18 protein-coding genes and 1 pseudogene are annotated in these 23858 nt (G+C 68.7%); 10 read left to right on the forward strand and 9 right to left on the reverse strand.

The annotated features are described in order from the left end of the window. Position 1 precedes the first annotated feature (1 nt). The gene (murJ, locus tag ABD329_RS11195) at positions 2-2377 is read right to left on the reverse strand and encodes a murein biosynthesis integral membrane protein MurJ (RefSeq protein WP_344316298.1); all 2376 of its coding nucleotides are present in this window, start codon (positions 2375-2377) and stop codon (positions 2-4) included. A 48-nt stretch (positions 2378-2425) separates the two neighbouring features. Next, positions 2426-4786, reverse strand: coding sequence for a DUF6049 family protein (locus ABD329_RS11200; RefSeq protein ID WP_198276384.1), 2361 nt, complete (start codon positions 4784-4786; stop codon positions 2426-2428). Positions 4787-4965: 179 nt separating this feature from the next. On the opposite strand from ABD329_RS11200, the gene ABD329_RS11205 reads away from it, so the two are divergent. Further along, complete coding sequence (locus tag ABD329_RS11205) at positions 4966-6456, forward strand: CCA tRNA nucleotidyltransferase (RefSeq protein ID WP_198276383.1); 1491 nt, start codon at positions 4966-4968, stop codon at positions 6454-6456. A 5-nt stretch (positions 6457-6461) separates the two neighbouring features. Here the strand turns inward: ABD329_RS11205 and ABD329_RS11210 are convergent, their stop codons facing one another. From ABD329_RS11210 to ABD329_RS11220, 3 genes are all read right to left on the reverse strand, one after another. Next, the gene (locus ABD329_RS11210) at positions 6462-7799 is read right to left on the reverse strand and encodes an MFS transporter (RefSeq protein WP_198276382.1); all 1338 of its coding nucleotides are present in this window, start codon (positions 7797-7799) and stop codon (positions 6462-6464) included. 85 nt (positions 7800-7884) lie between these two features. After that, entirely contained in the window at positions 7885-8967 is a 1083-nt protein-coding gene (locus tag ABD329_RS11215) for an inositol-3-phosphate synthase (protein ID WP_037954631.1), read from the reverse strand. A gap of 49 nt (positions 8968-9016) precedes the next feature. Next, a complete protein-coding gene (locus tag ABD329_RS11220; RefSeq protein ID WP_198276381.1) occupies positions 9017-9727 on the reverse strand; it encodes a PadR family transcriptional regulator in 711 nt (236 codons plus the stop codon). 357 nt (positions 9728-10084) lie between these two features. Here ABD329_RS11220 and ABD329_RS11225 point away from each other — a divergent pair, with 357 nt between their 5' ends. Both ABD329_RS11225 and ABD329_RS11230 read left to right on the forward strand, forming a co-directional pair. Continuing rightward, positions 10085-12766, forward strand: a complete 2682-nt coding sequence (locus ABD329_RS11225; RefSeq protein WP_198276380.1) for a transglycosylase domain-containing protein — start codon at positions 10085-10087, stop codon at positions 12764-12766. A 214-nt stretch (positions 12767-12980) separates the two neighbouring features. After that, positions 12981-14465 (forward strand): glycosyltransferase family 87 protein, encoded by a 1485-nt coding sequence (locus ABD329_RS11230; protein WP_198276379.1) that lies wholly within the window; start codon positions 12981-12983, stop codon positions 14463-14465. A 54-nt stretch (positions 14466-14519) separates the two neighbouring features. Here ABD329_RS11230 and ABD329_RS11235 read toward each other — a convergent pair whose 3' ends face one another. The 3 genes from ABD329_RS11235 to ABD329_RS11245 form a co-directional block, all read right to left on the reverse strand. Beyond that, positions 14520-15551, reverse strand: coding sequence for an alanine racemase (locus ABD329_RS11235; RefSeq protein WP_198276378.1), 1032 nt, complete (start codon positions 15549-15551; stop codon positions 14520-14522). Between the two features lie 66 nt (positions 15552-15617). Continuing rightward, positions 15618-16736, reverse strand: coding sequence for a lipid II:glycine glycyltransferase FemX (locus ABD329_RS11240; RefSeq protein WP_138914811.1), 1119 nt, complete (start codon positions 16734-16736; stop codon positions 15618-15620). 118 nt (positions 16737-16854) lie between these two features. Next, on the reverse strand, positions 16855-17172 hold the full coding sequence (locus tag ABD329_RS11245) for a hypothetical protein (RefSeq protein WP_044572649.1): 318 nt from the start codon (positions 17170-17172) through the stop codon (positions 16855-16857). Between the two features lie 229 nt (positions 17173-17401). Between ABD329_RS11245 and rpsF the strand changes: the two genes are divergently transcribed. The 4 genes from rpsF to rplI all read left to right on the forward strand — a co-directional run bounded on the left by rpsF (position 17402) and on the right by rplI (position 19149). Then, on the forward strand, positions 17402-17692 hold the full coding sequence (gene rpsF, locus ABD329_RS11250; RefSeq protein ID WP_030827724.1) for a 30S ribosomal protein S6: 291 nt from the start codon (positions 17402-17404) through the stop codon (positions 17690-17692). Between the two features lie 83 nt (positions 17693-17775). After that, positions 17776-18363, forward strand: a complete 588-nt coding sequence (locus ABD329_RS11255; protein WP_037954647.1) for a single-stranded DNA-binding protein — start codon at positions 17776-17778, stop codon at positions 18361-18363. Between the two features lie 85 nt (positions 18364-18448). Continuing rightward, entirely contained in the window at positions 18449-18685 is a 237-nt protein-coding gene (gene rpsR / locus ABD329_RS11260; RefSeq protein ID WP_003978893.1) for a 30S ribosomal protein S18, read from the forward strand. A 17-nt stretch (positions 18686-18702) separates the two neighbouring features. Next, entirely contained in the window at positions 18703-19149 is a 447-nt protein-coding gene (rplI, locus tag ABD329_RS11265) for a 50S ribosomal protein L9 (RefSeq protein ID WP_020869991.1), read from the forward strand. 143 nt (positions 19150-19292) lie between these two features. Here the strand turns inward: rplI and ABD329_RS11270 are convergent, their stop codons facing one another. Then, entirely contained in the window at positions 19293-20633 is a 1341-nt protein-coding gene (locus tag ABD329_RS11270; protein WP_198276377.1) for an MATE family efflux transporter, read from the reverse strand. 460 nt (positions 20634-21093) lie between these two features. Between ABD329_RS11270 and dnaB the strand changes: the two genes are divergently transcribed. The 3 genes and pseudogenes from dnaB to ABD329_RS48200 all read left to right on the forward strand — a co-directional run bounded on the left by dnaB (position 21094) and on the right by ABD329_RS48200 (position 23782). Further along, positions 21094-22572, forward strand: a complete 1479-nt coding sequence (dnaB, locus tag ABD329_RS11275) for a replicative DNA helicase (RefSeq protein WP_037954653.1) — start codon at positions 21094-21096, stop codon at positions 22570-22572. A gap of 204 nt (positions 22573-22776) precedes the next feature. Then, positions 22777-23346: pseudogene (locus ABD329_RS11280) on the forward strand (TnsA-like heteromeric transposase endonuclease subunit); the annotation flags it as partial. 166 nt (positions 23347-23512) lie between these two features. Continuing rightward, positions 23513-23782: a hypothetical protein gene (locus ABD329_RS48200; RefSeq protein ID WP_425574318.1), complete on the forward strand. Its 270-nt coding sequence runs from the start codon at positions 23513-23515 to the stop codon at positions 23780-23782. The last annotated feature ends 76 nt before the right edge of the window (positions 23783-23858 follow it).

The following is a 23858-nucleotide window of genomic DNA, read 5'->3' on the forward strand; positions in this document are numbered from 1 at the left end:
ATCAGCGTCCGAGTCGTCCGCGCACCATACCGACCATGGCCGTCAGCTCATCAACGCGCATCCGTTTCGCAGCAATGTAGAAGACCGCGATAAGAACGAGACCGCCGCCCAGCAAAGCCGCTACGGAGCCGACGACGCCCATTCCGAGGGTCTGCATGATGGTGTAGGCCGAGCCGCCGCCCAGGAGGGCGGCGGGGATGCTGGCGCCGACGAGGCGGGTGTAGGTGCGCACGACGCGGGGGCCGTCCAGATCGCCGCCCAGCCGGTTGCGCAGCCGCTTCCAGGCCACGCCCACGCCGATGGCGTAGGCCAGACCGTAGGCGGCCGCCATACCGGCGACGGCCCAGCGGGCGGGGAGCAGAAAATAGGCGAGCGCGGACCCAGCCGCGTTGACCGCTGCGACGATGACGGTGTTGTAGAAGGGGGTGCGTGTGTCCTCGTAGGCGTAGAAGCCGCGGAGGACGACGTATTGCACGGAGAACGGAATGAGCCCGAGGCCGAACGCCATGAGGATGTAGCCCATGGCTTGGGCCGTCTCGGTGCCCGAGGTTCCGAACAACAGAGTGCAGAGGGGGATACCGAGCGCGATGAAACCGAAGGCGAGGGGGACGATGGCGACGGCGGAGGTGCGCAGGCCCTGTGAGATGTCGTCGCGGACCGCTCCGGGGTCGCCATCGTGGGCCGCCCGGGAGAGCCTGGGCAGCAGAGCCGCCATCACCGAGACGGTGATGATGGCCTGGGGCATGTTCCAGATCAGCTGAGCGCTCGTGTAGCCGACGTAACTCGCTCCTGGGTATCCCCCATTGTCGGCTTCCGTGCCAGCCGCGGTGGCTAGCTGGGTCACCACGATGTTGCCCGCCTGGTTGGCAAGCACGAACAGCACGGTCCACTTGGCCAGCTTGGCGGCCTTGCCGAGGCCGTGGCCGCGCCAGTCGAAGCGCGGCCGGAATCGGAAACCAGCTGCTCGGAGGTAGGGGAACATCGACAGGGCCTGGACGGCGAGGCCGAGGAGCGTGCCGATGCCCAGCAGCCGGATTCCCTCCGGCGTGATGGTCGTGACACCCATGTTGGAGTTGCTGGAGGTGCCGAACACCCAGATGAAGAGGCCGAAAGTGGCGATGACGACAATGTTGTTGAGGACCGGGGTCCACATCATCGCCCCGAACTTGCCCCGGGCGTTGAGGATCTGGCCGACCACGACGTGCACACCCATGAAGAAGATGGTGGGCAGGCAGTAGCGGGCGAAGGTGACCGCCACCTCGTTGGAGGGGGGATCGCTGGCGATGTCCGCGGAGAGCATCCGGATCAGCGACGGGGCCGCGAACACCGAAACCGCGACGAGGCTGCCGAGCGCGACCATTGTCAGCGTGAGCAGACGATTGGCGTAGGCGACTCCGCCGTCCTCGTCCTCCTTCATCGCACGCACGAGCTGCGGGACGAAGACCGAGTTCAGGCCGCCGCCGACCGTGAGGAAGTAGATCATCGCGGGTAGCTGATAGGCGACCTGGTAAGCCTGGCCGAGGCTAGCGGCGCCGAGCCCCGCGACGATCACCATCTGCCGGAGGAAGCCGGTCAGGCGGGAGACCAAGGTGCCCGCGGCCATCAGCGCGCTTGACTGGAGCAGACCCGCCGCCCGGCCCCCTGAGGGCTTCTTCGGCTCTGGCTCGGTCGTGGGGGCGGTCACCACCGGGGCGGCCACCGTGGGGGCGGCGGCCGTCGCGCCGGGGGACTCGGATCTGGGGGGCCCGGGGTACGGCGCCTGCCCCTGAGCGGGCGCCTGGCCCTGCGGGTAGTTCCCCGGGCCCTGTGGGTAGCCCTGGCCCTCGCCGGGCCGGGGCTCATAGGACTGCTGATCGCGGTAGAGGTGCGCGAAGGCGTCCCGCTGCGGCTGCTCCCCCGCCCCATAGGCGTCGCCCGTCCCCGGATAGCCCTGGCCCGCCTGATCGGCCGTGTACGGCTGCTGTGCGGCTCCCTGGTGGCCGGCGGCGGCCTCGGGGGACCAGGCGCGCGGGTCGGGGCCCTGCGGCGTGGGGGGCTGCTGGTAGTACTGCTGCTGGTAGCCGTCCTGCCGCGGGGCCTGGGACGAGCGCCGGTCGTACAGGGGGTCCGTCAGCGGGTCGTGGTGGGCGTACCGATCCTGCGTCGGATACGGGTAGGGCGTGAAGCTGCCCGTCGCGTACGCGTCGTCCAGGTAGGGGTCCGGCGCGTAGTACTGCTGGCCGTACGACTGGCGGGGATCGGCCGGGGGCGCCTGCTGGGCGTCGCCCAGATACGGGTCCCGCTGGTGCGGTTCCTGTCCGTAAGGGTCGTGGGGGCCGTGAGGGGACGGCTGTGGCGGCGGTGGCACTCGGCCATCACCGTCATACGGCGCGTTCATCGCTACCCCACCTCATCGTCCACTGCGGCCCACCGGCTCCGGCATTGCTCAATGGTCCACTTTCTCACCCGAGCCGGACGGGCCAGCGCTTTGCGATCCGGTGTCCGACGCCGGGTCACTCGGCTGCTCGGGCACGAGGGCGTGTGCGGGGTCACACCGGTCGGTCTCCGGGGCCTCGCTGTTGTCCTCACCATCCTGCCCGTGCGCCTCCTCGGCGTCTTCCCCGTCCCCGCCGTCCTCACCGCTCCTGGCGGCCGCGCGCTTGCGCTGGACATAGATCCGGACACCGGCGAGGACCAGCAGCAGCACACCGCCGGCGATCACCAGAATCACGGTCGACGTGATTTCGGTGACATTCACCTCGAACTGCATCTCATCGCCGTACGGCTGGCCGTCCGGGGTGTAGAGCCGCGCCGAGACCCACACCGGGCCGTTCGCGTTGGCCGTGGTCCCGAACTTCACGGACTGGCTGTGGCCGCCCTCCACATTGACCAGCTGGGGGTCGCTGACCGCCAGCCGGTTGCCCTGCTGGGAGCGCAGGACGAGTCGCAGCTCCACGCTCTGCACCAGGTTGTTCTGGATGGTCACCGGAACGGTCGCGCTGCGCCCGGAGAGGGTCATGTTCGACTTCGGGACCAGGCGCACCTTATTGGTGAGCCCGGAGAGATAGGTCTGCACATCGTGCCGGAAACCGCTCGCGTTCTGCGCCTCGCTGCGCCACGAGGTCGACATCTCGCGCCTGATCGCGTTCCCGAAGGGGGTGACCACCCGGTATTTGGCGGTGAGAATCGGCTCGAAATTGTCCAGGGTCTTCTGGGTCTTCTGGATCCGCTCGAACGCCTCGGTGGGCAGCTCCCGCGCGCGCAGCGACCGGGGGTACGAGCGGGTGCTCGGCACCCGCTGGGTGGCGCTCGGGTCGGGCTTGGCCTTCGCGGCCTGCCCCAGGCTCAGCGGCTGCGTCCACTGCCCGGAGAGGCCCTCCAGGGCCGCCGCCATCGCCTGCGCCTGGCTGGTGGTGGGCGTCCGCTGGGGGGCGACCACGATGCTGCGCTGCCTGTCCGGCGCCTGGAGGTTGATCATCTGGCTTTGGGCCAGGAAGCGCTGGATGGCGAGGGTGGAGTTCTCCGCCTTGGACATGTCGCCGGTGAAGGCCGTCGACAGCCGCGCGTCGGCGACCACCGCCGTATTGCCGCCGCCGATCTGGCGGGCCGCGGTCGGGGTGTAGGAGAGCCCGCCGGTCTCGCGCAGGCTGTCGCTGCGGGCGATCACGTTGTGGGCGCCCGCGGAGGTGGCGACGTCCACGATCGAGGAGTCGACCGCGCCCTCGACGGGCCAGGCGAAGTCCGTGCGCGGCCGCGTCCCGAGGATGGTCTCCACGGTCGTCGAGGCGAGCTCGGTGGAGCCCTGGAGGTGGCTGAGGGCGCCGGTGACGTTCTTACCGCGGTGGGCGAGCGAGGCGAGGTCGGGGTCGGCGAACGGCAGCGCGACCACCTGCTTGCCCTCCACGGCCTTCTGGAGGGCGTCCAGCCACTGCTTGGCGACGGTCTGGCCGCGGCCCGCCCTGGTCCCGTTGCCCGAGGGGTTCTGGACCTCGTACTTCTTGGTCATCGCGTCGACCGTGGCGAGCAGGTCGGGGTCGATGACCCAGGTGATGGGGAGGTTCTTCCCCAGGGCGACCATCTGCTGGAGCCGGCCGCCCGGGGCCAGCTCCTTGGCCAGGCGGTCGTCCCGGAAGATCGGGGTGCGGTCCTCGTCGTTGTCCGTGCGGGCGGTCACATGGGTGGCGGAGATCAGCGGCCACAGATAGGTGAGCTGGGACTTCTTCTGGGACGGGCCCGACTGCCAGGGCAGGAAGGTCCGCTCGATGCCCAGCACCTGTGGCCAGGGCTGGTGGGAGGTGCCACCGGTGAGCGATACGCCGAGCTGATAGACGCCGTTCTCCCCCAGGTGCAGCTGATCCACCGGTATGGAGAGGGAGAAGTCACGGCTGGTGCCGGCCGCCAGCTTGCCGATCTTCTTGGCGTATTTGCCGTCGATCTCGGTGCCGTCGAGCCCCTCCGTATAGCCGGTGCGGTTTGCCGTGGTGTCGATCGCGCTGCGGCCGCTCATGGTCGGGCCGACACGGAGGCCCACCCGGGCCCCCGAGACGGTGCTCTTGGTGTCGTTGGTGACGGTGCCGCTGACGGTGAGGGTGTCGCTCTTCTTCGGCGCGGTGGGGGTCAGTGAGGTGATGGAGACATCCACCGATCGCGAGCCCGTGGCCTTGCTCTCGGCGTGGGCGGCGGGTGCCGCCGGAATCTGTACCAGGCCCGCGAGCATCGGCGCCGCGGCCAGCAGGGCCGCCGTGCGCCGCAACCATCGCCGGGCGCGAGCGGAAGTTGTCCCCCGGAGGTCTGCCGCATCGGCCACGCGCTCGCCCGTCCCTTGTCGTCAGTAGGTCGTCAGTGGTCGTCGCAATGTGCGTCCACGAATGGTAACGATGCCCGCTGTGACGAAGTGCTGTGGACGGCTCCACAAGATCGTTACGCAGTGGTGGCCCCATCGGGGGTGGACTCTCGGGGGCGCACGGCCACGTACCCTGTTCTGTTGTGCCGAACGCCAACAATGACAGCCGATCCCCGCAGTCCACCAACGAGCTCAGCCAGGTGCAGCGCCGCGCCGTGGGCGAACTCCTGCGGGTCTCTCCCGTTGCCGACGATCTTGCCCGTCGCTTCCAGCAGGCAGGTTTCCGCCTGGCCCTGGTCGGCGGCTCGGTACGGGACGCGCTGCTCGGCCGGCTCGGTAACGATCTGGATTTCACGACGGACGCGCGGCCGGATGAGGTACTGAAGATCGTACGGCCCTGGGCGGACGCGGTCTGGGACGTCGGCATCGCCTTCGGTACGGTCGGCTGCCGAAAGGGCATGTCGCCGGGAAGCGGGTCGGATCAGAGCTTCCAGATCGAAATCACGACTTACCGGTCAGAAGCCTATGACCGGACATCTCGGAAGCCCGAGGTGTCCTACGGCGACTCCATCGAGGAGGACCTGGTCCGTCGGGACTTCACGGTCAACGCGATGGCGGTGGCGCTTCCGCAGAAGGAGTTCATCGACCCGCACCACGGTCTGGAGGATCTCGCGGCCCGGGTGCTGCGCACTCCGGGGACGCCCGAGGAGTCCTTCTCCGACGATCCGCTGCGGATGATGCGTGCCGCGCGCTTCGCCGCGCAGCTGGACTTCGAGGTGGCCCCCGAGGTGGTCGCCGCGATGACGGCGATGGCCGAGCGCATCGACATCGTCTCGGCGGAGCGGGTGCGTGATGAGCTCAACAAGCTCGTTCTGGCCGATCACCCCCGCAAGGGGCTGCGGCTGCTGGTGGAGACCGGGCTCGCCGACCGCGTCCTTCCGGAGCTTCCGGCGCTGCGCCTGGAGCGCGATGAGCACCACCGCCACAAGGACGTCTACGAGCACTCGCTGACGGTGCTGGACCAGGCCATCGACCTGGAGACCAAGGGCCCCGATCTGACGCTGCGGCTGGCCGCGCTGCTGCATGACATCGGCAAGCCCAAGACGCGCCGCTTCGAGAAGGACGGCCGGGTCTCCTTCCATCACCACGAGGTGGTGGGGGCCAAGATGACCAAGTACCGGATGACGAGGCTCAAGTACTCCAATGAGCTGATCAAGGATGTCTCCCGCCTGGTCGAGCTGCATCTGCGCTTCCATGGCTATGGCACGGGGGAATGGACCGACTCCGCGGTCCGCCGCTATGTCCGCGACGCGGGACCGCTGCTGGACCGGCTGCACAAGCTGACCCGCTCGGACTGCACCACGCGCAATCGGCGGAAGGCGGTGGCGCTCTCGCGTGCGTACGACGGCCTCGAGGAGCGCATCGCTCGGCTAGAGGAGCAGGAAGAACTGGATGCGATCCGCCCGGATCTGGACGGCAACGAGATCATGAAGATCCTCGGCATCCCCCCGGGTCCGCAGGTCGGCAAGGCGTACAAGCATCTGCTGGAGCTGCGGCTGGAGCACGGCCCCATGGAGCGGGACACCGCGATCGCCGCGCTCCAGGAGTGGTGGGAAGCACAGCCGGAGGGCTGAGCCCCTCACGTTTCACGTGAAACATCGACCCGCTTGACGCTCTGCCGGTCATGTTTCACGTGAAACCTCACCAGGATCGCGGTGGCCGCGTAGAGCAGCGCCACAGAGATCAGCAGTGCGGCCGATGTGCCGTCCGGTGGCAGTATCACCGCGGCGACCGCCGCGGCTCCCACGAAAGCGACATTGAACAGCACGTCATAGAGGGAGAAGATTCGCCCGCGGAAGTCATCGGCGATGGCGGACTGCACCACGGTGTCGGTGGCGATCTTCGCCCCCTGGGTGATCAGCCCGAGCACGAACGCGGCGATCAGCATGGGAGCGGGCTCGAAGGGCAGCCCGAGTCCCGGTTCCAGGAGGGCCGCGCTCCCCGCGCACACCATCACCCAGGAGAGCCGGCCGTCCGGCCGGGAGGGCGTACGGGCGGCGAGCCGGGCCACCGCCCATGGTGTGATCACCGCCGCCGCGAAGAAGCCCGCGCCCGAGACGCCGACGGCCAGCCCCAGAAGCGTCAGCCCCTGGGACTCGGTGTCGGCCCATGCGTAGCGGCAGAGCATCAGCACCGTCACCGTGAGCGCGCCGTAGCAGAAGCGCATCAGCGTCATCGCGGTCAGTGCCACGGTGGGATCCCGGCGCTCCAGCAGATGGCGTACGCCCGCGACCAGACCCCGGGCGGTGCTCATCAGGGCCGCGGAGAGACGGGGCTGAAGGGCCGCGGGATCCGGCCCCAGCAGCCCCGGTGCCATCAGCAGGGCCGTGAGCCCGGCGATGAGATAGAGCGTGGCGCCCACCAGGACGACCAGCGCGTCCGATGAGGTGCCTCCCGGACCCGACAGTCGGACGATGAAGGCGAGGCTGCCGCCGGCCGTGGCGGCGAGCGTTCCGGCCGTGGGTGAGAGGGAGTTGGCCATGACCAGACGCTCCTGGCTGTCCACGACCCGGGGCAGGGCCGCCGAAAGACCGGCCAGCACGAAGCGGTTGACGGCCGTCACCGACAGGGCCGAGACATAGAAGAGCCACTCCGGCACCTGACCCAGCACCAGTACGGCGGTTCCGGCGGCCAGCCCCGAGCGCAGCAGATTGCCGTAGAGCAGCACCTGCCGGCGGCGCCAGCGGTCCAGCAGCACCCCGGCGAAGGGGCCGAGCAGGGAGTAGGGGAGCAGCAGGACGGCCATGGCGGAGGCGATGGCCGCGGCGGAGGTCTCCTTCTCCGGGGAGAAGACCACATAGGTGGCGAGCGCCACCTGGTAGACGCCATCGGCCGACTGGGAGAGCAGCCGGATGGCCAGAAGGCGGCGGAAGTCCCGCAGTTGCAGCAGTACGCGGAGATCACGCACAACAGGCATGGCGTCAGCCTCACACACCACACGGGCCTCCGGGTGTATTACCCGGAGGCCCGTGATCACGCGGCGGGAATCAGCGCATGGCGCTTCAGCGCTCGACCTCGCCCTTGATGAACTTCTCCACGTTCTCCCGCGCCTCGTTGTCGAAGTACTGCACCGGAGGCGACTTCATGAAGTACGAGGAGGCCGAGAGGATCGGGCCACCGATGCCGCGGTCCTTGGCGATCTTCGCGGCGCGCAGCGCGTCGATGATGACCCCCGCGGAGTTCGGGGAGTCCCACACCTCGAGCTTGTACTCCAGGTTCAGCGGGACATCGCCGAACGCGCGGCCCTCCAGGCGGACATAGGCCCACTTGCGGTCGTCCAGCCAGGCCACGAAGTCCGAGGGGCCGATGTGCACGTTGTCGGCGCCCAGGTCGCGGTCGGGGATCTGGGAGGTGACGGCCTGGGTCTTGGAGATCTTCTTGGACTCCAGACGCTCCCGCTCGAGCATGTTCTTGAAGTCCATGTTGCCGCCCACGTTCAGCTGCATGGTGCGGTCCAGGATGACGCCCCGGTCCTCGAACAGCTTGGCCATCACGCGGTGCGTGATGGTCGCACCGACCTGCGACTTGATGTCGTCACCGACGATCGGCACCCCGGCCTCGGTGAACTTGTCCGCCCACTCCTTGGTACCGGCGATGAAGACCGGGAGCGCGTTGACGAAGGCGACCTTCGCGTCGATGGCGCACTGGGCGTAGTACTTGGCGGCGTCCTCGGAGCCGACCGGGAGGTAGCAGACCAGAACGTCGACCTGCTTGTCCTTGAGGACCTGGACGACGTCGACCGGGGCCTCGTCGGACTCGTCGATGGTCTGGCGGTAGTACTTGCCGAGTCCGTCGAGCGTGTGGCCGCGCTGGACCGTGACACCGGCCGTCGGCACGTCGCAGATCTTGATGGTGTTGTTCTCGCTGGCGCCGATGGCGTCCGCGAGGTCCAGGCCGACCTTCTTCGCGTCCACGTCGAAGGCGGCGACGAACTCCACGTCCTTCACGTGGTAGTCGCCGAACTGCACGTGCATCAGACCCGGCACGCGGGTGTCCGGGTCGGCGTCCTTGTAGTACTCGACGCCCTGCACCAGCGAGGCGGCGCAGTTGCCCACACCGACGATGGCTACACGAACCGAACCCATTCCGGTTGCTCCCTGTGTGTACTGGACGAGGCCCCGCGGATGCCGGGCCTCACTTGGCGGTGTCATCGGACGGATCCGGCCGGGAACCACCCCGGTGCCGGGGCGGGCCGTCCGCATCTTCTGACTGGTCCTGCGGTGGCGGCCGGTCCTCGTCCCGCTCGGTCGTCCGGTCCTGCCCGGCGGTGCCGTCGCGCTGATCGCGCCCGGCCCGCTCGCTCTCGATCAGCTCGTTCAGCCAGCGCACCTCGCGCTCCACCGACTCCATCCCGTGCCGTTGCAGCTCGAGGGTGTAGTCGTCCAGGCGCTCGCGGGTGCGGGCCATGGCGGCGCGCATCTTGTCCAGGCGCTCCTCCAGGCGGCTGCGCCGCCCCTCCAACACCCGCATCCGAACATCTCGTGACGTCTGGCCGAAGAAAGCGAACCGGACGCCGAAGTGCTCGTCCTCCCAGGCGTCCGGCCCGGTGTGGGAGAGCAGTTCCTCGAACCGCTCCTTCCCCGCCGCCGTGAGCCGGTAGACGATCTTCGCCCGGCGGCCGGAGAGAGGTGCCGCGAGAGCTTCCTGGGAGGTGCTGCCGGATTCCTCGATCAACCAGCCGTTGCCGACCAGCGTCTTGAGGCAGGGATAGAGGCTGCCGTAGCTGAACGCGCGGAACACCCCGAGTGAGGTGTTGAGCCGCTTCCGCAGCTCGTATCCGTGCATCGGTGACTCGCGCAGCAGGCCGAGAACGGCGAACTCCAGGACGCCCGAGCGTCTGCTCATTCCCCGCCTCTCCTCTCCTCCGGGCCCGCTATGTCGAGCTGATGTATCGACTCGATACATCAAGACGATAGAACCGTGCTCGGGAAGGGACAAGAGGGACCACGGTGAACGCCGTCACATCACCAATTCGAGACACTCAATCTGACGGTTATGGAGCGAAGGTGGCGGCTGGGCGGGTTTTGACCGTGCGTACTCTGTTCGCCATGCAGACCTATGGGAACCAAGTGACGCCGCGATGCGTCCTCGTCCCGGATGCAGTGCGTCCGGTTGCCTGGTGCGACCGGATCGCACATTGGGGGGACCGGAAGCCATCTGCCGCTTTCAGGCGATAGCGCCTGCCCGAGGAGAAGTCGTTCCATGAGCGAGCACCGTCGCAAGCCGCCGCAACCCCAAGGCGGCGGACGAGCAGCGGCCCGGCGAGCCGGACAGCAGTCGTCCGGCCGCCGCGCAGCACCGACGCACAACGCCGCAGCCGGGTCGGACGCCACCCCGCAGGGGGACGAGCGCCCTTACGGCGGCCGCGCGGCGGCCCGCCGGGCCGCCCAGCGCGGCGGTGGCCGTAGACGAGGATCCGACGCGAGCGCGTCCGGCGCGGGCCCCGGCGGTCGCGGAGGCGGCCGGCGGGGGACCGGCGGCCGCGGGCGTGGCCCGGGGGGCGATGGGCCCCCCGGCAAGAAGCGCTTCATCGACTACCCGCGCGGCGGGCGGTCGGGGTTCCGGCGCTGGGTTCCGTCCTGGAGGCTGGTGACCGGAACCTTCATCTTCTTCTTCGCGGTGCTGCTCGGCGCCGTCGGCATAGGACTGTGGCTGGTGGAGGTCCCGACCGCCCAGGCCGCGTCCCAGACCCAGAAGAACGTCTACTACTGGGCGGACGGCAAGCAGATGGTGGTCTCCGGCGGTGGTGACCTCAACCGCCAGATCGTCCCCCTCAGCAAGATCCCCAAGTCCATGCAGAACGCGGTGATCTCCGCGGAGAACGCCAGCTTCTACGACGACAGCGGCGTCGACCCGATGGGTATCGCCCGCGCGGTCGTCAACATGGCGAAGGGTGGAGCGACCCAGAGTGGTTCGACCATCACCCAGCAGTTCGTGAAGAACACCTACCTCGACCAGTCGCAGACGATCACGCGTAAGGTCAAGGAGCTGTTCATCTCCATAAAGGTGGGCGCGACCAAGGACAAGGACTACATCCTCGGGAGCTATCTGAACACCGCGTACTACGGACGCGGTGCCTACGGCTGTCAGGCTGCCGCCCGCGCCTACTTCGACCGGGACTGCTCGAAGCTGACGCCCAGCCAGAGCGCCTTCCTGGCCTCGACGCTCAACGGCCCCAACCTCTACGACCCCAACGGCGGCTATGGCGCCGCCGCCACCAAGGAGGCCAACACCAAGCGCGCCAAGCAGCGCTGGGAGTGGACCCTGCGGCGTGAGGTCGCCGTGCACAGGATGCCCAGGGCCGAGGCACAGAAGTGGATCAGCAAGGGTTTCCCGATGCCGCAGAACCCGAAGGTGGCCACGAACAAGCAGGGCCAGATCGGCTACCTCACCGACCTCGCCGACAACTACATCATCGCCAACACCGGCATCAGCAAGTCACAGCTGGACAAGGGTGGCTATCAGATCCACACCACCTTCGACCGGAAGAAGATCAGTGAGCTGACCCGGGCGGTCGAGAAGGTCTCCAAGGAGAACATCAAGCCGAAGGAGCGCGAGGTGGACAAGCACGTCCAGTTCGGCGGCGCCTCGGTGGAGCCCAAGACGGGCAAGATCCTGGCCGTCTACGGCGGCAAGAACGCGCTGGAGCACTACCGCAACAACGCCGACTACACCGGTGTCCAGGTGGGCTCGACCTTCAAGCCCTTCGTGATGGCCGCCGCGATGACCAATGGCGCCCGCGATCCGAAGGGCCCACGGGAGCAACCGGATTCCGAGCGCACCCTGGTCTCGCCGAGCAGTGTCTACAACGGCGACAACAAGGTGACCCTGCGGGACTACGACGGAACCGTCTGGCACGACAAGGACGGCAAGGAGTGGCACCAGCGGAACGACGGTGACGAGGACAAGGGCCCGATCAGCCTGCGCACCGCGATGCAGTACTCGGTGAACACCCCGTTCATCCAGCTGGGCATGGACGTCGGCACCGACAAGGTGCGGGACGCGGCCCTGGCCGCGGGCCTCAGCAAGGAGCAGCTGTCGTCGATCACCCCGACGTTCTCGCTCGGCACCTCCGCACCCAGCGCCATCCGGCTCGCCGGGGCGTACGCCACCTTCGCGGCCAGCGGTCAGCAGGCCGATCCGTACTCGGTGGAGCGGGTCGAGGACAAGAACGGCCCCGTCTACGACCACAAGCAGGAAGCCGAGGTCAAGCGGGCGTTCGACTCGAACGTGGCGAACAACGTCACCGACGTGCTGGAGAACGTGGTCCAGCACGGCACCGGCACCTCGGCCAAGATCGGCCGTCCGGTCGCGGGCAAGACCGGAACCACCGACGAGAACAAGTCGGCCTGGTTCTCCGGCTACACCCCACAGCTGTCCACCGCGATCGGCATGTGGCGGGTGGACGACCAGGCCAAGAGCCAGAAGTTCCTGTCCATGCGCGGTGTGGGCGGCCAGAAGACGATCCACGGTGCGTCGTTCCCGGCGGAGATCTGGGCCGACTACATGCGCGGTGCCCTGAAGGGCGTGCCGGTCAAGAACTTCCCCGCGGCCACCCCGATCGGGCAGAAGGTCTTCGGCGAGGACGCCAGCCCGAGCCCGACCCCGACGACGGAGAAGCCGTCCGAGTCCCCGTCGGAGTCGCCTTCGGAATCTCCGTCGGAGTCCCCCTCGGAGTCGCCGTCCGGCAGCCCGACCCCGACGGACACCTGTGACCCGCTGGACCTGAACTGCAACGACAACGGCGGTAACGGGAACGGCGGCAACCAGAACGGCGGCGCGAACGGCGGTCCGGGAGGTCCGTCCACGTCGCCGACCACGGAGGACCCGGGCGGCCCCGGCGGCATATTCGGCGGCCCGTCCGGGGCCCGCAGGGAGGAATAGCCCGCGGTCCCGTACGACCCGTTCACCCTCGCCGGCCGCGCCGGAGCGAACCCGCTCCGGCGCGGCCGGCGCCGTTCCAGGCCCTGAACGGCTCTCTGCGCCTCTGGTACGCCTCTCCCCGTCTCCAGGCCCGGCCGGGCGTCCGCGGCGCGCTCAGCGGCCGCTGGAGCGGTCCTGACTCCCCTGGAGTGGCTCGTACGGCAGGATGGGGGCCATGAGCGTGCGCGAGGACCCACAGGCCCAGCCCGTCAGGCCGACCGCCGAGGACCCGGTGGCCGCGTCCGGCAGCGAGCTGATCGGTGGGCCGACCGGGCGCCGGGCCCTGCTCGGCACGAGCTGGTGGACCCCGGTGCGGATCGTGGCGATCGTCGCCATCGGCATGTTCGCCCTGGGCATGGTGCAGAAGCTGCCGTGCTACGACGGAGGCTGGTTCTACGGGGCCACCGCCCAGTACACCCACGCCTGCTACTCCGACATACCGCACCTCTACAACGGCCGCGGCTTCGCCCTCGACCTCGTCCCGTACTTCGACCGGATACCGGACAACGTCTCGGGCGGGATGCAGTACCTGGAGTATCCGGTCCTCACCGGCCTCTTCATGGAGGTCGCCTCCTGGATGACCCCGCACGGCGGCTCCATCCAGGACCGCGAGCAGATCTACTGGCTGGTCAACGCGGGCATGCTCATGGTCTGCACCGCGGTCATCGCGGTCTGTGTGGCCCGTACCCACCGCCGCCGCCCCTGGGACGCGCTGCTGGTCGCCCTCGCCCCGGCCTTCGCGCTCACGGCCACCATCAACTGGGACCTGTTCGCCGTCGCCCTTACGGCCGCCGCCCTGCTGATGTGGTCCCGCAGCCGGCCGCTGGCCGCCGGTGTGCTGCTGGGGCTCGCGACGGCCGCCAAGCTCTATCCCGGGCTGCTGCTCGGCGCGCTGCTGGTGCTCTGCCTGCGGGCGGGGCGGCTGCGGGCCTTCTGGGCGGCCGCGGGCGGAGCCCTGGCCGCCTGGCTCGTGGTGAACCTGCCCGTGATGGTCAGCACCCAGGGCGGTCCGCACATCCGTGATGGCTGGAAGACGTTCTACACCTTCAGCCAGGAGCGTCCCGTGGACTTCGGCTCCGTGTGGCTGATCATCTCCCAGCGCACCGGGAACTCCCTGGAGGACGTCAACACCTACGGGACCGTGCTGATGGCCCTGGCCTGCCTCGGGGTGGCGGCGCTCGCCCTGTGCGCCCCGCGCCGTCCGCGCCTGGCCCAGCTGTCCTTCCTGATCGTCGCGGCGTTCGTGCTCACCAACAAGGTCTACTCACCGCAGTACGTGCTGTGGCTCATCCCGCTGGCCGCACTGGCCAGGCCGCGCTGGCGCGACTTCCTGGTCTGGCAGGCGTGCGAGGTCATGTACTTCCTGGGGATCTGGATGTACCTCGCGTACACGGGCAGCGGCGACCAGCACCGGGGGCTGCCCGCGGAGGGCTATCAGCTGGCGATCGCCGTGCATCTGCTGGGGACGCTCTATCTGTGCGCCCTGATCATCCGGGACGCGCTGGTGCCGGAGCGGGACCCGGTGCGCCGGGACGGGTCGGACGACCCCGGGGGAGGCGTGCTGGACCGGGCCCCGGACGCGTTCGTGCTGGGAGAGGCGCGGCGCGCGTCCCGCTACGAGGGCGCGGCGCTGGTGGACTGGGGCGTCCACCGGGAGTGAGCCCCGGACCGGGACCTCTCCCGGCGGTGCGGAGCCCCTCCCGGCGGCGTGGGTTCAGCGGTCGAAGAGCCGGTCGAACTGCGTTGTGGTGTGCCGCAGATGTGCCACCAGCTCATCCCCCACCTGGGGTGCCTGGACATCGCTGGGCACGAACAGGATGGACACCTGCATGTGCGGCGGCTCGGCGAACCAGCGCTGCTTGCCCGCCCACACGAACGGCGAGAGGTTGCGGTTGACGGTCGCCAGACCGGCGCGGGCTACCCCCTTCGCTCGGGGCATCACCCCGTGCAGCGCCTTGGGCGCCTCCAGACCGACGCCGTGGGAGGTGCCGCCCGCGACCACGACCAGATGGCCGTCGGAGGCGGCCTTCTGCTGGCGGTAGCCGAAGCGGTCGCCCTTCGAGACCCGGGTGACGTCGAGCACCGAGCCCCGGTACTCCGTCGAGTCGTGGTCGCCCAGCCACAGCCGGGTGCCGATCCGCGCCCGGAAGCGGGTCTGCGGGAACTGCTGCTGAAGCCGGGCCAGTTCCTCGGCCTTGAGGTGGCTGACGAACATGGTGTGCAGCGGCAGCCGCGCCGCCCGCAGCCGGTCCATCCAGGCGATGACCTCCTCGACCGCGTCCAGGCCGTCGGTGCGGTCGAGCGGGAGGTGGATGGCGAACCCCTCCAGCCGGACGTTCTCTATCGCGGCGTGCAGCTTGGGCAGGTCCTCCTCGGTGACGCCGTGCCGCTTCATGCTGCTCATGACCTCGATGACCACGCGCGCGTTCACCAGGCCGTAGACGCCGTCGACCGACGAGACCGAGCGGATCACCCGGTCCGGCAGCGGCACCGGCTCCTCACCGCGGCGGAAGGGGGTGAGCACCAGCAGGTCACCGCTGAAGAAGTCCTTCATCCGGGCGGCCTCGTACGTGGTTCCGACCGCGAGGATGTCGCTGCCGAAGCGGGCGGCTTCCTCGGCCAGCCGCTCATGGCCGAAGCCGTAGCCGTTGCCTTTGCAGACCGGGACTAGCCCCGGGAACTGCTGGATCACCGTTTGCTGATGCGCCCGCCAGCGAGCGGTGTCGACGTAGAGGGTGAGCGCCATTGACCGGTCCCGGAACCTTTCTCGTAGCCGCGGTGTATTGGAGGTATGGGAGACAGCGAATCGTGGTCAGCGGCGCGACATGTAGATGTCGAGCGCCTTGTGCAGGAGCTTGTTGAGCGGGAAGTCCCACTCGCCGAGGTATTCGGCAGCCTGCCCGCCGGTGCCCACCTTGAACTGGATCAGGCCGAAGAGATGGTCAGTCTCATCGAGGGAGTCGCTGATGCCGCGCAGGTCATAGACGGTCGCACCCAGCGCGTAGGCGTCGCGGAGCATCCGCCACTGCATCGCGTTCGAGGGCCGGACCTCGCGCTTGTGGTTGGCGGAGGCGCCGTAGGAGTACCAGACATGGCCGCCGACGATCAGCATCGTGGCGGCGGCGACGGCCTCGTTCTCGTGCATCGCGAAGTACAGCCGCATCCGGTTGGGGTCCTCGGTGTTGAGGGCCGTCCACATGCGCTGGAAGTAGCTGAGCGGGCGGGGCCGGAAGTGGTCGCGCTCCGCGGTGATCTCGTAGAGCCGCTGCCACTCGGCCAGATGCTCGTAGCCGCCCTGGACGACCTCGACACCGGCCTTCTCGGCCTTCTTGATGTTGCGGCGCCACAGCTGGTTGAAGCCCTTGTGGACATCCTCCAGGGAGCGGTTCTCCAGCGGCACCTGGAAGACGTACCGCGGCTGGACGTCACCGAAGCCGGCCCCGCCGTCCTCGCCCTGCTGCCAGCCCATGCGCCGCAGCCGCTCGGCCACCTCGAAGGCGCGCGGCTCGATGAAGGTGGCCTCGACATCGCGCAGTCGCTTGACGTCGGGGCTCTGGATGCCGGACTTGATCGCGGCGGAATCCCAGCGGCGGATGATGACCGGCGGGCCCATCTTCACGGAGAAGGCGCCCTGCTGCTTCAGATGCGCGAGCATCGGGCGCAGCCAGTCCTCGAGGTTGGGGGCGTACCAGTTGATGACCGGGCCCTCGGGGAGGTAGGCGAGATAGCGCTTGATCTTGGGCAGCTGACGGTAGAGGACGAGACCGGCGCCGACGAGCTGACCCGTGGCGTCGAACCAGCCGAGGTTCTCCGAGCGCCACTCCGACTTGACGTCAGCCCATGCAGGCACCTGCATGTGGCTTGCCGCCGGCAGGCTCTGGATGTACGCCAGATGCTGCTCTCGGCTGATCGTCCTCAGGGTCAGGCTCATGTGGGGCGCTCCTCGGCAGGTTTGTCCCCAGGGTCGGGGCTCCGGCTCTCGCGCCGAAGCCTACTGCGACCGGGACACGCCCCGTTCGGGCCCGGGGAGAACCGGACTCCGGGCGGGCTCAGCCCAGCACGCCGCCGAAGAGCCCGCCATGTGCCATGCCGAGATAGAAGCCGACCCCGGCGGCACCGAGCCCGATGATCAGCAGGAAGCGCTCACCGGTGGTCACGGACCTCAGCTGGCCCCAGGCACCGCTGATCATCCCGATCAGTCCGACCCATGAGCTGACCAGGTGGAGGTGAGGGAAATGAGCCGTGACAAAGGCGATCACGCCGATCACCACAGTCGCCACGGCGACCGTGTTCTCTACGGGATGCGACTTGCCATCGGTGTCCAGGAAGGTGAACAAGCCGTGGTGGGATCGTGCTGCCTGTGCCATGGGGCACCTCCAGGTAGGCACATAGAGCAGGGCGGCGAACTGTTACGCCGCTCACACCCGATGTGTACAGATTGCGGGCCAAGACGCCCGGATTTCAAGCGGGCGGCAGGAGCCGGGTACTGTGTACCGTCCGCGGTGGTGTCTGTACTGACGCCGAAGCGGATACGCATCACGACCCTCCTGCCACGGAACGACCGTGGCCGCTGAGTCCAAAGGAGGTGGGTTCCACATGCGTCACTACGAGGTGATGGTCATCCTCGACCCCGATCTCGAGGAGCGCGCTGTCTCCCCGCTGATCGAGAACTTCCTTTCCGTCGTCCGTGAGGGCAACGGCAAGGTCGAGAAGGTCGACACCTGGGGCCGTCGTCGTCTCTCGTACGAGATCAAGAAGAAGCCCGAGGGCATCTACTCGGTCATCGACCTCCAGGCCGAGCCCGCGGTCGTCAAGGAGCTCGACCGCCAGCTGAACCTGAACGAGTCGGTCCTCCGGACCAAGGTCCTCCGTCCCGAGACCCACTGACCGCCTAAGCGTTCAGCGGTCATCGGGGCCGAATCGCAACGAGTAGCAAGCAGCCCAGCAGTACCCGCCGAGAGGTTCCCCCAATGGCAGGCGAGACCGTCATCACGGTCGTCGGCAATCTCGTCGACGACCCCGAGCTGCGTTTCACCCCGTCCGGTGCGGCGGTCGCGAAGTTCCGCGTCGCGTCCACTCCCCGTACCTTCGACCGGCAGACCAACGAGTGGAAGGACGGCGAGAGCCTCTTCCTCACGTGCTCGGTGTGGCGGCAGGCCGCGGAGAACGTGGCCGAGTCCCTTCAGCGCGGTATGCGCGTCATCGTGCAGGGCCGTCTGAAGCAGCGGTCCTATGAGGACCGCGAGGGGATCAAGCGCACGGTCTATGAGCTGGATGTCGACGAGGTCGGCGCCAGCCTGCGCAACGCCACAGCCAAGGTCACCAAGACCACCGGTCGCGGTGGTCAGGGTGGTTACGGCGGCGGTGGCGGTGGCGGCCAGGGCGGCGGTGGCTGGGGCGGTGGTCCCAGCGGCGGCGGCCAGCAGCAGGGCGGCGGCGCTCCGGCCGACGACCCGTGGGCGACCGGCGCTCCGGCCGGCGGCCAGGGCGGCGGAGGTGGTGGCTGGGGCGGCGGCTCCGGCAACTCCGGGGGCTACTCGGACGAGCCGCCCTTCTAGACCCGAGGCGTTGTTTCACGTGAAACAGCGCGCGGTCTGGTCAGGGCGACCAGCACACACTTCTTGATCACACTGGAGAGAGACAATGGCGAAGCCGCCTGCTCGCAAGCCTAAGAAGAAGGTTTGCGTGTTCTGCAAGGAGAAGATCTCCTACGTCGACTACAAGGACACGAACCTGCTGCGGAAGTTCATCTCCGACCGCGGCAAGATCCGTGCCCGCCGGGTCACCGGCAACTGCACCCAGCACCAGCGTGACGTCGCCACGGCCGTGAAGAACAGCCGTGAGATGGCGCTGCTGCCCTACACCTCCACCGCGCGATAAGGGAAGGGGACTGACTCATGAAGATCATCCTCACCCACGAGGTCTCCGGCCTCGGCACTGCCGGTGACGTCGTGGACGTCAAGGACGGTTACGCCCGTAACTACCTGGTCCCGCGTGGTCTGGCGCTCCGCTGGACCAAGGGCGGCGAGAAGGACGTCGAGCAGATCCGCCGCGGTCGTCGCATCCGCGAGATCGCCACGATCGAGCAGGCCAATGAGGTCAAGGCTCAGCTCGAGGGCGTCAAGGTGCGCCTGAAGACCCGCGCCGGTGACGCCGGCCGGCTGTTCGGCTCCGTCACCCCGGCCGACATCGCTTCGGCGATCAAGGACGCGGGTGGCCCGGAGGTGGACAAGCGCCGCATCGAGGTGCAGTCCCCGATCAAGACCCTGGGCGCGCACCAGGTCTCGGTCCGGCTGCACGCCGAGGTTGCCGCCAAGGTCGGCGTCGAGGTCGTCGCCGCCTGACGACGGCCGTGACGGCCGCCGTCGGCACCGTGCACAGTGCACCGGAGGGCCGCACCCCTGTTGTGGGTGCGGCCCTCCGCCGTGTCGGTCTTCCGCCGTGCTCGCCCTCCGCCGTGCCGAAGGCTGACGGGTGGGACGTGAGCTCAGCCGCGTACCGCGCCGGTGACGATCCAGCGACCGGAGCGGGCGCGCAGCCACAGGGTCGCCATCCGGACCGACATCATCAGCGCCATGGTGCACCACAGCGCCGTCAGGCCCCCGCCGAGCGAGGGCACCAGCAGCGCCACCGGGGCGAAGACGGCCAGGGTGGCGATCATCGCCCAGGCCAGATACGGCCCGTCGCCCGCGCCCATCAGTACGCCGTCGAGGACGAAGACCACGCCCGAGACCGGCTGGATGAGGGCCGTGACCAGCAGGGCGGGCAGCAGGGCGTCCCGTACCGCGGAATCGGTGGTGAACAGGGGGATGAACAGCGGCCGGGAGGCCACCACCAGCAGGCCCAGCGCCACGCCCGAGGCGATGCCCCACCGCACCATGCGACGGCAGGCGGCCCGGGCCCCCTCCTCGTCGCCGGCGCCCAGATAGCGTCCGATGATCGCCTGTCCCGCGATGGCGATGGCGTCCAGGGCGAACGCCAGCAGGCTCCACAGGGTGAGCACGATCTGATGGGCGGCGATATCGGTGTCGCCGAGGCGGGCCGCCACGGCCGTCGCGATCAGCATCACCGCGCGCAGCGAGAGCGTACGGATCAGCAGCGGTGCCCCGGCGTGGGCACAGGCCCTGATCCCCGCGGCGTCGGGCCGCAGCGAGGTGCCATGGCGCCGGGCGCCCCGGATGACGACGGCGAGGTAGACGGCGGCCATGGCGTTCTGGGCGATCACCGTGCCCCAGGCCGAGCCCGCGATGCCCAGCCCGGCCCCATAGACCAGGGTGGCGTTCAGCGCGGCGTTGGCGCCGAAGCCGCCGATGGCGACGTACAGCGGGGTGCGGGTGTCCTGGAGGCCGCGCAGCACACCGGTGGCGGCGAGTACCACCAGCATCGCGGGGATGCCGAGGGTGCTGATCCGCAGATAGGTGATGGCGTAGGGCGCGGCGGTGTCCGAGGCGCCGAAGAGGTCGACCAGGGCGGGGGCGGTGGGAAGGGCCACGGCGATGACGGCGGCGCCGAGCAGCAGGGCCAGCCAGATGCCGTCCATGCCCTGCCGGATCGCCCCGGCGAGGTCGCCCGCGCCGACCCTGCGGGCCACCGCCGCGGTGGTGGCGTAGGCGAGGAAGACGAAGATGTTGACGGCGGTGGCGAGCAGGGCCGCGGCGACGCCCAGACCGGCCAGCTGAGCGGTGCCCAGATGGCCGACGACGGCACTGTCGACCATGACGAAGAGGGGTTCCGCCACGAGTGCGCCGAAGGCGGGAAGCGCGAGTGCGATGATCTCGCGGTCGTGGTGGCGCGGGGTGCTCCGCGCGCTCGTGGGGACCTGTGTCATGAGGGCAATGTAATCGTCCACAGGTAAGAGACACAAGCTGCCGTCGCTCCTTACAAGGCGGCGCGCGGGACGATCTTCTCTGCGCCCTTTGTCGTGATCTTGCGCTGGGGGTGGAAGTTTTTCTCCTGCACAGCCACTGGATAGAGAAACCGCAGGTCAGACGTGGACTCTCGAGGTGATTGTGTGTTTGTCCACAGCACTGTCCCCCGGCCCGTGCACAGGTTCGCGCGACTTACCCACAGGATGGATCCCATCATCCACAAGCCCTGTGGATAACCAAGTTGGCTGGCGGTCCCGACGGGCCTACCGTGGTCCGGCGCCCGCCACCCGATCCGGCCCTGGAACCCCCAGACTTCGATGCGCCGTGTCCGGAAAGCCGGCCGCTCAGTTGTGTCATAGCCGTGCCGTAAGAAGGACGGGCACGGCGAGGTTCGCTTCGCGGACGGGAGGAGGTGGCGGGGTGAGCGTGCCCGAGCCCATGGACGACCCATGGGCGGACTCCGGCCCGTCCGACCGGTTCCCGTCCCCCCGCTTCCGCCGCGGTGAGGGCGGCGGCCGGGGCCGCGACGGCCAGGATCGCGACGGAGGCGGTGGCTCCCCCTGGGAGGGCTCCGGTTTCGAGCGCGTTCCGCCCCAGGACCTCGACGCCGAGCAGTCCGTCCTCGGCGGCATGCTGCTCTCCAAGGACGCCATCGCCGATGTGGTGGAGGTCCTCAAGGGCAATGACTTCTACCGGCCCGCCCACGAGACCGTCTACCAGGCCATCCTGGACCTCTACGCCAAGGGCGAGCCGGCCGACCCGATCACCGTCGCCGCCGAGCTGACCAAGCGCGGCGAGATCGCCCGGGTCGGCGGCGCCTCGTATCTCCACACCCTCGTCCAGTCGGTCCCCACCGCCGCCAACGCGGAGTACTACGCGGAGATCGTCCACGAGCGCGCCGTGCTGCGCCGCCTCGTCGAGGCCGGCACCCGCATCACCCAGATGGGATACGCGGCGGACGGGGACGTCGACGAGATCGTCAACAACGCCCAGGCGGAGATCTACGCCGTCACCGAGCAGCGCACCAGCGAGGACTATCTGCCGCTCGGCGACATCATGGAGGGCGCGCTCGACGAGATCGAGGCGATCGGCTCGCGCAGCGGACAGATGTCCGGCGTGCCCACCGGCTTCACCGATCTGGACTCCCTGACGAACGGGCTGCACCCGGGCCAGATGATCGTCATCGCCGCCCGCCCCGCCATGGGTAAGTCCACCCTGGCCCTCGACTTCGCGCGCGCCTGCTCCATCAAGCACGCCATGCCGAGCGTCATCTTCTCCCTGGAGATGGGCCGCAACGAGATCGCCATGCGTCTGCTCTCCGCCGAGGCCCGAGTGGCGCTCCACCACATGCGCTCCGGCAGCATGACCGACGAGGACTGGACCCGGCTGGCCCGCCGGATGCCGGACGTCTCCCAGGCCCCGCTCTACATCGACGACTCGCCGAATTTGTCGATGATGGAGATCCGGGCCAAGTGCCGCCGCCTCAAGCAGCGCAACGACCTCCAACTGGTCGTCATCGACTACCTCCAGCTGATGCAGTCCGGCGGCGCCCGGCGCCCCGAGAGCCGTCAGCAGGAGGTCTCGGACATGTCGCGAAACCTGAAGCTGCTGGCCAAGGAGTTGGAAGTACCGGTCATCGCGCTCTCCCAGCTCAACCGAGGCCCCGAGCAGCGCACGGACAAGAAGCCGATGGTCTCCGACCTCCGAGAGAGTGGATCCATCGAGCAGGACGCCGACATGGTCATCCTGCTCCACCGCGAGGACGCCTACGAGAAGGAGTCGCCGCGCGCGGGCGAGGCGGACCTGATCGTGGCCAAGCACCGTAACGGCCCGACGGCCACGATCACGGTCGCCTTCCAGGGCCACTACTCCCGCTTCGTGGACATGGCCCAGACCTGACAGCCGCCTTTGTAGGTTCTCAAATCCCGTGTCATTTTCTCAGTCGCAATGTCATCTGATTGGCCGAACTGACATGGGATTGAGAATCGCTGGCCACTGTCTTCACTCGTTCGGCTGACCTTGCCTTAGGTCCGGCGTGGGAGCCTCGCACGGATGCGAACGTAGCGCTCGCGGAGGAGGCGGCCGACGATCCGGGGGTGACGCATGGCGGCAGGGCTGAGAGCGGCATCGATCACCGTGAGCCTGCGGGGCCCGGATGGCAGCCAGGTTGAGAACCGGGAGTGGAGCGCGTCCTCGATCGACCTGCTTGCGGCGGCGTCACCCTGGCGAATCTTTCGCTGGTATAGGGGCCAGCGGCACTACTCGGGCACCTACTGGTCCGCCACGATGCGCGACCACGTGATCTACGAGTCGCGTCTCGTACTGGCGAGGCTCCTCTTCGCTGATTTCGATCCGTCCGTACGGCGTGTCGTGGCCCAGCCATTTCTGCTCAAGGCCGAGGTGGACGGGGCTGTGCGCAAGCACATCCCGGACTACCTCCTCGTCACCGACGAGGGGCCCGTGGTCGTGGATGTGAAGCCACTGCACCGGTTGTCGAAGCCGGAGGTGGCCTTCACTTTCGGCTGGACCCGTGAGGCGGTGGAGGCCCGCGGGTGGAAGTACGAGGTCTGGAGCGAGCCACCCACGGCTGAGCTGGAGAACGTCCGCTTCTTGTCGGGCTACCGCAGAGACTGGCTGTTCGACCGTGGGCTCGTCGACGAGCTCCGTGGGGCTGATCTCAACGGAGTCTCTCTGCGGCGTGCGGCGGCCAGCTTGCCCGGTCGCCCGGTCGCCCGGAGGAGCAAGTCCGATCTGCGGTCTATCACTTGCTGTGGACGCACGAGTTCACGGTGGACCTCGACCGGCCGTTCAGCCCGGCGCACTTGCTCAGGAGAACGGCGTGACCAGGGCCGGAGCGCGGGTCGGCGTCGGTACACACTTCCGCTACGACGGGGAGACCGTCGAGGTGGTCGAGATGGCCGCCACCACGGCCGGCAACGAGGTCGTCCTCAAGGACCGCCACGGCAGGCTCCTGCGTCTGTCATTGCGGGAACTGCTCTTCTCCGACCGGGCCACTCTTATCCCCGAGGGGCCTGGACCGTCCTCGGACGACGCCGAGGAGATTGCCTCGGTGGTACTGGGGCAGTTGGACGAGAAGGACAGACAGTAGATCCTGGAGCGGGCCGAGCACATTCGGGAACTCCTCACGGGATATCGGTCCGGCAGCACCGAACTTGCGCGTGAAG

The sequence above is a fragment of the Streptomyces javensis genome (genome assembly GCF_039525925.1).
Lineage (GTDB): Bacteria > Actinomycetota > Actinomycetes > Streptomycetales > Streptomycetaceae > Streptomyces > Streptomyces asiaticus.